At 68.6% G+C, this 12,473-nt stretch carries 9 protein-coding genes and 1 pseudogene; 9 read left to right on the top strand and 1 reads right to left on the bottom strand.

Annotated features, from left to right (window positions below; all coding sequences use genetic code 11):
- Window positions 1–29 precede the first annotated feature (29 nt).
- Entirely contained in the window at window positions 30–1,397 is a 1,368-nt protein-coding gene (locus RM50_RS17655; RefSeq protein ID WP_043455357.1) for an 8-oxoguanine deaminase, read from the bottom strand.
- A 402-nt stretch (window positions 1,398–1,799) separates the two neighbouring features.
- Between RM50_RS17655 and RM50_RS17650 the strand changes: the two genes are divergently transcribed.
- From RM50_RS17650 to RM50_RS17610, 9 genes and pseudogenes are all read left to right on the top strand, one after another.
- The gene (locus RM50_RS17650; protein ID WP_043455355.1) at window positions 1,800–2,294 is read left to right on the top strand and encodes a nucleoside deaminase; all 495 of its coding nucleotides are present in this window, start codon (window positions 1,800–1,802) and stop codon (window positions 2,292–2,294) included.
- A gap of 14 nt (window positions 2,295–2,308) precedes the next feature.
- A complete protein-coding gene (locus RM50_RS17645) occupies window positions 2,309–3,829 on the top strand; it encodes an NCS2 family permease (protein WP_043455353.1) in 1,521 nt (506 codons plus the stop codon).
- Window positions 3,830–3,964: 135 nt separating this feature from the next.
- The gene (locus tag RM50_RS17640; protein ID WP_043455352.1) at window positions 3,965–5,194 is read left to right on the top strand and encodes an XdhC family protein; all 1,230 of its coding nucleotides are present in this window, start codon (window positions 3,965–3,967) and stop codon (window positions 5,192–5,194) included.
- Complete coding sequence (locus tag RM50_RS17635) at window positions 5,185–6,114, top strand: FAD binding domain-containing protein (protein WP_043455349.1); 930 nt, start codon at window positions 5,185–5,187, stop codon at window positions 6,112–6,114. The genes RM50_RS17640 and RM50_RS17635 overlap by 10 nt, the downstream gene beginning before the upstream one ends.
- A 3-nt stretch (window positions 6,115–6,117) precedes the next feature.
- Window positions 6,118–8,946 (top strand): molybdopterin-dependent oxidoreductase, encoded by a 2,829-nt coding sequence (locus RM50_RS17630; protein WP_043455347.1) that lies wholly within the window; start codon window positions 6,118–6,120, stop codon window positions 8,944–8,946.
- Window positions 8,947–9,033: 87 nt separating this feature from the next.
- Window positions 9,034–10,014 (top strand): aldo/keto reductase, encoded by a 981-nt coding sequence (locus RM50_RS17625; RefSeq protein WP_043455345.1) that lies wholly within the window; start codon window positions 9,034–9,036, stop codon window positions 10,012–10,014.
- A gap of 49 nt (window positions 10,015–10,063) precedes the next feature.
- Window positions 10,064–10,804: a HEAT repeat domain-containing protein gene (locus tag RM50_RS17620; protein ID WP_043455343.1), complete on the top strand. Its 741-nt coding sequence runs from the start codon at window positions 10,064–10,066 to the stop codon at window positions 10,802–10,804.
- Window positions 10,801–11,451 (top strand): uracil-DNA glycosylase, encoded by a 651-nt coding sequence (locus tag RM50_RS17615; RefSeq protein ID WP_043455341.1) that lies wholly within the window; start codon window positions 10,801–10,803, stop codon window positions 11,449–11,451. The genes RM50_RS17620 and RM50_RS17615 overlap by 4 nt, the downstream gene beginning before the upstream one ends.
- Before the next feature lie 50 nt (window positions 11,452–11,501).
- Window positions 11,502–12,473: pseudogene (locus tag RM50_RS17610) on the top strand (DUF222 domain-containing protein); the annotation flags it as partial.

The raw sequence follows: 12,473 nt of genomic DNA, 5'->3' as shown, positions 1-12,473 counted from the left end.
GGTCACGCTAGCAGCGGGCGCGGCATGTGTCAGCCGTTTACCAGGCGCTTCGCCGCAGCGGAGTGCTCCGCGATGAGCCCGGCGATGTCCAGTCCCGGGATCTGCCCGCCCACCACCCGCCACTGGCCGCCCACCATCACCCGGTCCGCCCGGTCCGCCGCGCACAGCAGCAGGGCTGCTAGGGGATCATGGCTGCCGGAGAACCGCAGGTCATCGAGCGTGAACAGGGCCAGGTCCGCCTGCATGCCCGGGGCCAGCTGGCCCAGTCCGGTCCGGCCCAGGACTGCGGCCGAGCCGCGGGTGGCCCAGCCGAGTGCCCGCTCCACGGGAACATCGGCGCCGTACCGCAGCCGCTGGAGGTACAGCGCCTGCCGCGCTTCCAGGATCATGTTCGAGGCATCATTTGACGCCGACCCGTCCACGCCCAGCCCCACCGGGACTCCGGCTTCCTCGAGTTCCAGGACGCGGGCCGTGCCCGAGGCCAGCCGCATGTTGGAGGTGGGGCAGTGCGCGACGGCGGTCCCCGCGGCGCCGAGGCGGGTGATCTCGGCGTCGCTGAAGTGGATGCCGTGCCCCAGCCAGGTGCGGTCCGTCAGCCAGCCCACGCTGTCCAGGTAGTCCACCGTCCGCAGGCCGAACATTTCCCGGCAGAAGTCCTCCTCGTCCAGCGTTTCCGCGAGGTGGGTGTGCAGCCGGACGTCCAGCCGGTCCGCGAGCGCCGCGCTCTCGGCCATGATCTCCTTGGTCACCGAGAACGGCGAGCAGGGGGCCAGCGCAATCTGGATCACCGCATCGTCCCCGCGCTCGTGGTACCGGCCCACCAGGCGCTCGCTGTCCGCCAGTACCACCTCGGGACGCTGGACCGTGGACTGCGGCGGCAGGCCGCCGTCGTCCGTTCCCAGGGTCATGGAGCCGCGGGTGAGGGTGGCGCGCATGCCGAACCGGCGGACCGCCGCCACCTCGATGTCGATCGCATCCTCAAGCCCCGCGGGGAAGAGGTAGTGGTGGTCGGCGGCGGTGGTGCAGCCGGAGAGCAGTAACTCCGCGAGGGCCACCGTGGCAGCCAACTCAAGGTCCCGGGGGGTCAGCCGGGCCCAGACGGGATACAGGTTCTGCAGCCAGGGGAACAGTGGGGCATTGGCCACCGGCCCCCAGGCGCGCGTGAGGGTCTGGTAGAAGTGGTGGTGCGTGTTGATCAGGCCAGGCAGCAGGACATGCCGGCCTGCATCGAAGGTTTCGCTGACGGGCGCCGACGGCTGCTGGCCGGCTGCCAGGACTTCTTCGATCACGCCGCCGTTGACCACCACCCCGCCCGAGGCGTCGAGGCTGTTGGCGCTGAAGGCGGCCAGGGGGTTCCTGATCCAGAGCCGGTTGTGCGGTGCTGCGAAATGGTTCACGGGCGGTCCTTGTCTGAGCGAAGTTGCGGTGAAGCCAGCTCAGTGAAGCCCTGTCTGCTGATCCAGGGCCCGCCGTCCCGGGGGAGTGCGGGTGGGATCAGGCTAGGTAACGGGCGCGGGGTGCGTCAATGCCGCCTATTGTGACCGGCGCCGCCATCCGGCGGCAGTGAAGCGGAAGAAACATGGATTTCACATCGCGAAATTAAATTTCCAGAAAACTATGGCGTGGCCCACAAACCGGTGCTAATCTCGATTCTGCCAAAGGCGGGCACCCGAACTCCGGGAAGCTATCTACCAGGCGCAACTTAACCTTCACAGCACATGCTGAAGCCTGGTAACCGTCGCACCTGGTTCTACTGGTCCTGCACGGCAACAGGCTTCCCGGCAAAAGGAAGTCGCATCATGAGTACCACCGTCACGGCCGAACAGTATTTGGCCAGATCAATCCGGCTGGCAACGGCCAACGTCCTCAACAGCGGCGGGCCCTTCGGCGCCATGATCGTCACCGCGGACGGCTCCACCTTCGACGGCGTCAACCGCGTCACCGCGGACAACGACCCCACCGCCCACGCAGAAGTCACCGCCATCCGCACCGCCTGCCGCGAGCTGGGCACCTTCGACCTCAGCGGCGCCACCCTCTACACCAGCTGCGAGCCCTGCCCCATGTGCCTGGCGTCCGCGCTCTGGGCCCGGATCGACCGGGTGGTGTTCGCGGCGGACCGGCATGACGCAGCCTCGGTCGGCTTTGACGACGCCGTCTTCTACGAGTACTTCGACAACCAGGACAGGGATTCCCTGATGCCGGTCTCCAAGCTGGAACTGGGCGATCCCCAGGCACCGGCCCCGCTGGAGCCGTTCAATACCTGGAACACCCTCGAATCCAGGATCGACTACTAGGCCCGGCGGCTCAGATGACCATCCTGGACCATTCCCACGAGGAGCATGCGGCTCCAAGTACCCCCTCCACCCGGCAGGCCCCGCGCGCTTCGAAACTGCCGGCGTCGAACTCCTTCCTTGACCGCTTCTTCCAGATCAGCCGGCGGGGTTCAACCCCCGGGCGCGAATTCCGCGGCGGACTGGTCACCTTCTTCACCATGGCGTACATCGTCATCCTGAACCCCCTCATCCTTGGCGGGTTCAGCGCTGACAACGCCCCCACCGACGTCGCCGGCGGCTGGCTCTCCGCAGCCCAGGTGGGTGCCGTCACCGGCCTCACCGCCGGCGTCATGACCATCCTCTTCGGCCTGATCGCCAACCTGCCGTTCGGCCTGGCCGCCGGGCTGGGCATCAACTCCTTCCTGGCCGTCTCGGTGATCCAGGAAGTTACCTGGGCCGAGGCGATGGGCCTGGTGGTGATCAACGGCATCCTGATCGTCCTGTTCGGCGTCACGGGGGCCCGGACCGCCATCTTCCGGGCCGTGCCCAAGGAACTGAAGGCAGCCATCACCGTCGGCATCGGCCTGTTCATCGCCTTCATCGGCTTCGTGGACTCCGGATTTGTCCGGCCCACCGCGGGCGGGCCTCCCGTCCAGCTGGGCGACGGCGGCTCCATCACCTCCGTGCCCACGCTCGTGTTCGTCGTCGGGCTCCTGGCCATGGGCATCCTGGTGGCCCGCAAGGTCCAGGGCGGACTCCTCATCGGCATCGTCGGCACCACCGTGCTGGCTGCCGTCGTGGAAGCCATCATGAAACTCGGCCCTGCCAGCGCCACCAACCCCGGCGGCTGGCACCTGAACACCCCCGTCCTGTCCGGCCAGCTGGTTTCGGCACCGGACCTGGGCCTCGTGGGCCACTTCGACCTCTTCGGCTCGTTCGCCAGGATCGGCGGACTCGCGGCCACCATGCTGGTCTTCACGCTCGTGTTCACCAACTTCTTCGACGCCATGGGCACCATGACCGGACTGGCCAAAAGCGCCGGCGTCGCCCACAAAGACGGCACGTTCCCGCGGCTGAAGGCGGCCTTCATCGTCGAAGGCTTCGGCGCCGTGGCGGGCGGGGCCACCTCCGGCTCCTCCAACACCGTGTACATCGACTCCGCGGCAGGAATCGGCGAGGGCGCCAGGACCGGCCTGGCCTCGGTGGTGACGGGCCTGCTGTTCCTCGGCTCGATGTTCCTCACCCCGCTCACCAGCGTGGTGCCGCTCGAGGTCGCCGCCGCCGCCCTGGTGGTGGTGGGCGCCATGATGATGGCGCAGATCCGCGAGATCAAGTTCACCAAGTTCACGGTGGCGCTGCCCGCGTTCCTCACCATCGTCACCATGCCGCTGAGCTACTCGATCGCCAACGGCATCGGCGTCGGCTTCGTGAGCTGGGCCGTCATTGGAGCTGCGTCCGGCAAGGCGAAGAAGATCCATCCACTGATGTGGGTGGTGAGCGCCGGGTTCCTGGTGTACTTCGCCCGCGGGCCCATCAACGCCCTGCTCGGCGGCTGAGAACCACCAACCGGGAAGCCCCGGGGACATCCGCACCGGCACGAGTGGTGCGGATGTCCCCGCCGGGATGCTTTTACATCGACTTGACAGGACCGACAATGGACACCACCGCCGCGCGGAAGAAGGAGTGCCGCCATGCTTGACCTGATCCCTTCGCTTGGCGCCTGGCTGCCCACACTCAAGGGCCGGCAGTTCGCCGTCGCCACCATTGCGGCGGCCAGTGGTTCCGTGCCGCGCCCGGTGGGAACCTCCATGATCATCACCACCTCCGGTTCCGTGCTGGGCAGCCTCTCCGGCGGCTGCGTGGAAGGCGCCGTGGTGGCGCTCGCCCAGGAAGCAATGGACGACGGCGGCGCACGCCGGAAGGCCTTCGGCTTCAGTGCAGCTGACGCCTTCGCCGCCGGGCTCACCTGCGGGGGAGAGCTGGACATCCATATCCAGCCGGTGCCCGGCGACACCGCATACCCGCTGCGGACGGCCCTGCTGCAGCTCGCCGGACTTGACCCGGACCAACCCGTGGCACTGGTACGGACCCTCGGCACCGGGGGAGGAAGCGCCCGGGGAGGAGGGGCAGTGGTGGTGCCCGCTCCGGGTACGTTCCGGGCGGCAGGCTCGCCGGAGCTGTCAGCTGTGCTTCACGGAGAGGCGCTGATGCAGGTGGAATCCCTGGTGCGCAGCGGTGGTGCCGGTGTGGTCCGGCTGTCCGGGCCGGGTGGCTGCCCGCCCGACCGCGACGGCCGCAACGGGCGCCTGGAGGAGCGTGCAGTCCTGGTGGAGTCCAGGCTTGCCCCGCCCCGGATGCTGGTGTTCGGCGCCAATGATTTTGGCGCCGCACTGGTGCCCGCTGCGAGGCTGCTTGGGTACCACGTGACCCTGGTCGATGCCCGCCCGGCTTTTGCCGGCCAGCCCCGCTTCGCCGCCGCCCATCAGGTGGTCACTGACTGGCCGCACCGGTACCTGGCCGCGGAAGCAGCGGCGGGCCGCCTGGACAGCCGCACCGTCGCCGCCGTCCTGACCCATGACCCAAAGTTCGATCTTCCGCTGCTGGAGGCCGCGCTGGTCCTGGACCTCGCCTACGTGGGGGCCATGGGCTCCCGCCGCAGCCACCTCCAGCGGGTGGGGGACCTGCTCGGAGCGGGCGTCCCGCCGGAGCGGATCTCCCGGCTGCACTCGCCCATCGGCCTGGACCTTGGGGCCGTCACCCCCGCGGAGGTGGCCGTGTCCATCACCGCAGAGATCCTGGCGGCCCGAACCCGCGCCGCCAGCTGCATGCCGCTGCGCGACACCTCAGGCTCCATCCACCAGTACGCTGCGCCCGCACCGGCGCCCACAGACTTCAACCACCAGGAGATCGCATGGACATGAACACCATCGAGGCGGTGGTCCGCACCACCGACCCCGCGGAATGGCGCGACGGCGATGCCTGGCTGGCCGGCGGCACCGTCCTTTTCTCCTACGGCAGCTACGCGTTCGGTCCGCAGCCCCTCACCCGGCTCCTGGACCTCGGCTCAGCCGGCTGGACACCCATCACCGTCACCGGCGACGGCATTGACATCGCCGCCACCTGCACCGTTGCCGGGCTCTACAACCTGCCCGACCTGCCGGAAGTATCCGGCCGCGGCTGGCCCGGCCTGGACCTGGTGAGGGCTTGCTGCGATTCGTTCGTGGCCTCCTTCAAGGTGTGGAACATGTCCACGGTGGGCGGCAACATCTGCACTTCACTGCCCGCCGGGCCCATGACCTCGCTCTGCGCCGGACTGGACGGCACCGCCACCATCCTTTCCACGGGCGGCACCAGCCGCAGCGTCCCGGTGGCGGACTTCGTCACCGGCGACGCCACGAACTGCCTGGCACCGGGCGAGCTGCTCCGCAGTGTCCACCTCCCGGCGTCGGCCCTTTCCGCCCGAGTGGCGTTCCGGCGCCTGTCGCTGAGCAACCTGGGCCGGTCCGGTGCGCTGCTGATTGGAAGGCTCGACGGCGGCACGTCCCTGGTCCTGACCGTCACGGCCGCGACCAAACGGCCGGTCCAGCTGCGCTTTGACGCATTGCCGGATGCCGACCGGCTGGCCGCGGCCCTCGATGAGGCGATCCCCGCGAACCTTTACCACGACGACATCCACGGGCTGCCGGCCTGGCGCCGCGACATGACCTACCGGCTGGCCGAGGAGATCCGCGCCGAACTCCCAGCGCCCGAAGGGATGCCGGGACTGGCTGTCTCGGGCGACTTCTGGCCACCGCGGACAGGCCCGGCTTCCGGTTCCACACACCTTTCGAAAGGGGCTTGAGCAATGCCCATCGACATCAACGGCACCACCACCGAAAGCCAGCCCCGCCCCGGGCAATGCCTGCGGACCTTCCTGCGGGAACAGGGGAACCTGGGCGTGAAGAAGGGCTGCGACGGCGGCGACTGCGGCGCCTGCACCGTCCACGTCGACGGCGTCCCGGTGCACAGCTGCATCTACCCCGCGGTCCGCGCCGAAGGGCACTCCGTCACCACCATTGAGGGGTTGGCCGCCACCGGCGGCGGCACCGGCCTGCATCCGGTGCAGCAGCAGTTCCTGGAACGCCAGGGCTTCCAGTGCGGGTTCTGCACCGCCGGCATGGTGATGACCGCCGCCACGTTCGACGACGGACAGAAGGAGAACCTGCCCCGGAACCTCAAGGGCAACCTCTGCCGCTGCACGGGGTACCGCGCCATCGCCGACGCCATCTGCGGGGATGCGGGCCACCCCGATCCTGCCGGCCAGGGTTCGGGCATCGCCGGGCCCGGGCAGCCGGACCCCGCGCCCGGCCAGCTGGGCGATGACGTCCCGGCCCCGGCCAGCCGTGCCGTGGTCACCGGTGCCGCGCGCTACACCCTGGACATCCCCGCGGACCAGGCACAGGGACTGCTGCACCTGAAGATCGTGCGCTCGCCCCATGCCCACGCCCGGGTTGTCGCCATCGACAAGGAGGCGGCGCTGCAAGTTCCCGGCGTAGTGGCCGTCATGACCTCCGAAGATGCCCCCGCCCAGCTGTTTTCCACCGCCCAGCACGAACTGTTCACGGATGATCCGGATGACACGCGGGTGCTCGATGACGTGGTGCGCTTCATCGGGCAGCGGGTGGCCGCCGTCGTGGCCGAGACCGTGGGCGCCGCCGAAGCGGGCGTGCGCGCCCTGCGGGTGGAGTACCAGGAACTGCCCGCCGTCTTTTCGCCCCAGGAGGCGCTGCTGCCCAACGCGCCGCTGGTGCATGGCGACAAGGAGGCCGTAACGTCCCGGATCGCCGCGCCGGAGCGGAATGTGGTGGCGGAGCTCCACTCCGAGCTGGGGAGCGTGGCCGACGGGTTCGCGGCCGCGGACTTCATCCACGAGCAGACCTACCAGACCCAGCGGGTGCAGCACGTGGCCCTGGAAACGCACGCCGCCATCGCCTCGGTGGATGACCAGGGCCGGCTCCAGGTCCGCACCTCCAGCCAGGTGCCCTTCCTGGTCCGCCGCACCCTCTGCCGGGTTTTCGGGCTGGACGAGGACAAGGTCCACGTGGTGGCCGGACGCGTGGGCGGCGGCTTCGGCGGCAAGCAGGAAGTCCTCACCGAGGACCTCGTGGCGCTCGCAGCCCTGAAACTGCAGCGGCCGGTGCAGCTGGAACTGACCCGCACCGAGCAGTTCACCGCCACCACCACCCGGCACCCGTTCACCATCAAGCTGAAGGCCGGCGCCGGCAAGGACGGCCGGCTGACCGCCCTCGAACTGGACGTGGTCACCAACACCGGCGCCTACGGCAACCACGGACCAGGCGTCATGTTCCACGGCTGCGGCGAATCGCTGGCGGTCTACAACTGCGCCAACAAGAAGGTGGACGCCCGGTCTGTCTACACCAACACCGTGCCGTCCGGGGCGTTCCGCGGCTACGGGCTGAGCCAGATGATCTTCGCCATCGAGTCCGCCATGGATGAGCTGGCCGCCGGGATCGGGATGGACCCGCTGGAGTTCCGCCGCCGGAACATGGTCCGGGAGGGGGACCACATGCTGTCCACCCAGCCGGACCCGGAGGAGGACGTCCACTACGGCAGCTATGGCCTGGACCAGTGCCTGGACCTGGTCCGGGACGCACTGGACCGCGGCAAGGAGCGGTACCGGCAGGCAGGGCTTGGGGGCCTGGGGCCGGACTGGATGGTGGGTGAAGGCGCCGCCCTGTCCATGATCGATACCGTGCCGCCGCGCGGCCACTTTGCCCACTCCCACGTCCGGCTCCTGCCGGACGGGACGTACCAGGCCGACGTCGGGACCGCCGAGTTCGGCAACGGCACCACCACGGTGCACGCCCAGCTCGCTGCTACGGCACTGTCCACCGAGGCGTCCAAAGTGGTGGTCCGGCAGTCCGACACGGACCTGGTGGAGCACGATACCGGTGCGTTCGGGTCCGCCGGCACGGTGGTGGCAGGCAAGGCGACCCTGGCCGCCGCGGAAGAGCTGGCCGTCCGGATCCGGGCATTCGCCGCGGGCATTCGGCAGACCCAGGCCTCTGCCTGCATCCTTGACGCGGACGCGGTGGTGGTCGACGGAACCCCCGTGGCACTGGCGGAACTGGCGCAGGCCGCCGCGGATGCCGGCGTCGAACTTGCTGCCGAGGGGCGCTGGGGCGGCACGCCGCGCTCGGTCGCATTCAACGTGCACGGGTTCCGGGTGGCCGTGAACCGCGGCACCGGCGAGCTGAAGATCCTGCAAAGCGTCCAGGCGGCCGACGCCGGCGTGGTGGTCAACCCCCGGCAGTGCCGCGGCCAGATCGAAGGCGGGATTGCCCAGGCCCTTGGTGCCACGCTGTACGAGGAAGTGGTGGTCAACGACGCCGGGAAGGTCACCACGGACATCCTCCGCCAGTACCACATCCCCACCTTCGCGGACGTCCCGCGCAGCGAGGTGTACTTCGCGGACACCAACGACAAGATGGGGCCGCTGGGAGCCAAGTCCATGAGCGAAAGCCCATTCAACCCGGTGGCGCCGGCGCTCGCCAACGCCATCCGGAACGCCACCGGAATCCGGTTCGCGTCCCTGCCCATCGCGAGGGACAGGATCTACCTGGGGCTCAAGGAGGCCGGGCTGGTGCCCAGGCTGGAGCGGGTCCGTTCCTAGGGAAACCGATGGCCATACCTCCGCTTGTGCGGGCCCAGCCCGGGGCCGGATCTGACCCCGGGCTGCATCGTTGCATATAGTCGGGGGATGGAACAGCGGATTTTAGGCAAGACCGGACGGAATGTGTCCATCGTGGGGCTGGGTACGTGGCAGCTCGGCGCGGACTGGGGCAACGTGGACCCGGCGCAGGCGCAGGCAATCCTGGCGGCTTCCGCGGAAGCGGGGGTCACCTTCTTTGACACCGCCGACGTCTACGGTGACGGACGCAGTGAGCAGGCCATCGGCAAGTTCCTTGCGGACAACCCGGGCCTCGGCATCACCGTGGCCACGAAGATGGGCCGCCGGATGGAGCAGCGGCCGGAGAACTACAACCTGGCCAACTTCCGCCAGTGGGTTGACCGGTCCCGGAAGAACCTGGGCACCGACACCCTGGACCTGGTCCAGCTGCACTGCCCGCCCACTCCCGTCTACAGCAACAACGAGGTGTACGACGCCCTGGACACCCTGGTGTCCGAAGGGGCCATCAAGAACTACGGGGTCAGCGTCGAACGGACGGACGAGGCCCTCGAAGCCATCCGCCACGACGGAACTGCCTCGGTCCAGATCATCCTGAACGCCTTCCGGCTCAAGCCCCTGGATGAGGTCCTTCCGGCTGCCAAGGCTGCGGGCGTGGGCATCATTGCGCGTGTGCCGCTGGCCTCCGGCCTGCTGTCCGGCAAGTACTCCAAGGACACCACCTTCGCTGAGAACGACCACCGGAACTACAACCGCAAGGGCGAAGCCTTCGACGTCGGCGAAACCTTCTCCGGCGTGGATTACGAGCTTGGCCTGAAGGCCGTGGCCGAGTTTGAGCAGCTGGTGCCGGAAGGGGCAACCACCGCCCAGGCTGCCATCGCCTGGATCGCGGCCCAGGACGGCGTCAGCACCGTGATTCCCGGCGCCCGCAACGTGGAGCAGGCCCGTTCCAACGCAGCCGCGGCTGCCGTCAACACTGGTAAAGAGTTCGACGACGGCGTCCGTTGGATCTATGACCACTACTTCCGCGAGGCCGTCCACCCTCGCTGGTAGCAAGCTTTAGGGCAGCCCTGCGGGCGCCTGCGGGGCAAGGAGTTGATCGGTGACCAAGAGGTCGGATTACAGGGCAGCCCTGGAATCGCTTCCGCCCGGACAGTGGTTGGCCTACCTTGACGCTGAGTCCGGCCTGCCCGGCCCGCGCGGCAACATTGAGTTGGCGGAGGCTTTTGCCGATGTGGCGGACCCCGGGCTGATAGAGGCCTGTGTGGAGAGTCCGGACGAATACCAGGCCATGTGCGGTGCCGTGGGCCTTGGCCGATTGCTTGTTGAGGGCCGGCAGGGTGCCGCCGAGACATTACGGGGCCTTGCTGCGGACAATCGCTGGCGGGTCCGCGAAGGTGTTGCCATGGCACTGCAGAGGCTCGGTGATGCGGACATGCCGGCATTGTGGACCCTGGCGGCGGAATGGCTCGGCGATGGTCCCTTGGTCCAGCGGGCCGTGGCTGCCGGTATCTGTGAACCCCGGCTGCTGCGCACCCCCGAGGATGCAGGAAGGGCGGTGGACGTCCTGGACAAGATCACCGCCGCCATTGCAGGAGCCGATCCCGGCTTGCGGCGAACTGAGGAATTCCGCGTGCTGCGGCAGGGCCTCGGATACTGCTGGAGCGTCGCAGTCGCCGCCGCCCCGGACAAGGGATTCGGGTACCTGGAGAAATGGGCCGTGAGCCCCGACAAGGACGTGCGCTGGATCCTGCGCGAGAACCTTAAGAAGGCGCGCCTCGCGAGAGCTGACCAGGCTGCGTGTGAACGCCTGGCCGCACGCTTGGAAGAACCGGGCGAATGAGTGCTCCTGCCATCGCGGCATTCGTTGAGCAGCTTGCAGTCGTTGACACGGGTGCTGCGGCCAATAATTTCTTCAACCACGCAGTTCCGGAGAATGCGCTCCGCCGCCGTAACCTGGAGATCTACCTGCAGGAGATGCTGGACCGCCGGCCCAAGGTACTGCTGGTGGGCGAGGCACCAGGCTTTAGGGGCATGCGTATCACCGGAGTGCCCTTCACCAATAGAGTCATCCTCGGAGGCCCCGCCAACAGCTTCGGGCTCTTCGGCCCCGGAAAGGGCTACGTGCTGCCGCCCGAAGCCGCGGGGGTTGCCGCGGAGCCCACGGCCACGGTGCTCTGGCAGGTCCTCGAAGAGGTGGATGTCCTCCCACTCCTGTGGAGCGCCTTTCCCTGGCATCCGCACCAGCCCGGCAGGCCCCTGTCCAACCGCACGCCCAGGCCCTCCGAGACGAAACTCGGAACCCCTTTCTGGCAGGAGCTTTCGGAACTGTTCGGCATCAGTACCATCCTGGCGGTGGGCAATGTGGCCCAGCACAGTCTGCAACGCAGCGGCCTTGACGTACCGAAGATCCGGCATCCCGCCCATGGGGGCAGGTCCGGGTTCAAACGGGGGCTGGAACAGTTGCTGGAAAGTGGGACGCAGGTTTGAGCTGAACGCTTCATCGCCAGAATGTCGTACCCCCTTGTCATGATGGGTTTATGGGGTCAGCGGCGGTGGTGAAGGCGTTCGGGGAGATCCGGGCTGCCCTTGCCGTGCTGAATGCTGAGGTGGATGGGGCCGGTGCGGTGCCGTTTTCTGCGGCTGATCCGTTGGCGGGGTTGGCGGATGGGTGCCTGGATATTTTGGCCGGTGCCCGGGAGGTGGAGGCCGGGTTCGCGGGGTTGAAGGCAAGGGCTGCGGTGAAGTATTCGGAGGCTGCTTGTGCTGTGGCGGGTCCGGATGTGCCGGTGGTGGCGCAGGAGATGGCGGTCACGGCCGAGATCGGGTGTGTGTTGGCGCTGGGGCCGCGGGCCGCGGGGTCGTTCCTGGCCACCTCGCACGCCGTCACGGCGACGTTGCCGCTGACCTTGGCGGCTTTGCAGGCCGGGACGATTTCATGGCAGCACGCGGTGGTGATGGCCGATGAAACCGCCGGCCTGGATGCTGCCGGGGCGGCGGCGTTGGAAGCCCATTTCCTGGACCCGGACGCCCCAGACCCGGCGCGGGGGTGCCCGGCCGGGGAGTTGCCGGCGCACCGGTTCCGGGTCAAGGCCCGGACATGGAGGGAATGCCACCACGCCGAGAGCATCGAGAAGCGGCACGCCCAGGGGGTGGCGGAGCGGCGGGTGGAGTTCCGGCCGGACCGGGACGGGATGGCCTGGCTGTCCGCGTACCTGCCCGCGGACCAGGCGCTTGCCGGGTGGAACCGGCTCACCGCCGTCGCCCGGTCCCTGCAGGGCCCAGACGAACGCCGGACCCTGACCCAGCTCCGCGCGGACCTGTTCACGTCCGCGGTTCTGGGCAGCACGACTCCTGCCAGCCCGGACGTCCACGGGACGTCCGCCAGCAGGGAGGCCAGGACGACTTCCGCCGGCATGCAAGCTCGGGAGAGCGCAGCCGGAAGTGTTGAAGAAACAGATGTCCCGCCGACATCAATAAGGGCGCAGGTGCTGGTCACGGTTCCCGTGTTC

Source organism: Pseudarthrobacter phenanthrenivorans, from assembly GCF_000813845.1.
Taxonomy (GTDB): Bacteria; Actinomycetota; Actinomycetes; order Actinomycetales; family Micrococcaceae; genus Arthrobacter; species Arthrobacter phenanthrenivorans_B.
Note: the sequence above shows the minus strand (reverse complement) of the source record. Positions and strands in the feature narration are given on the sequence as shown.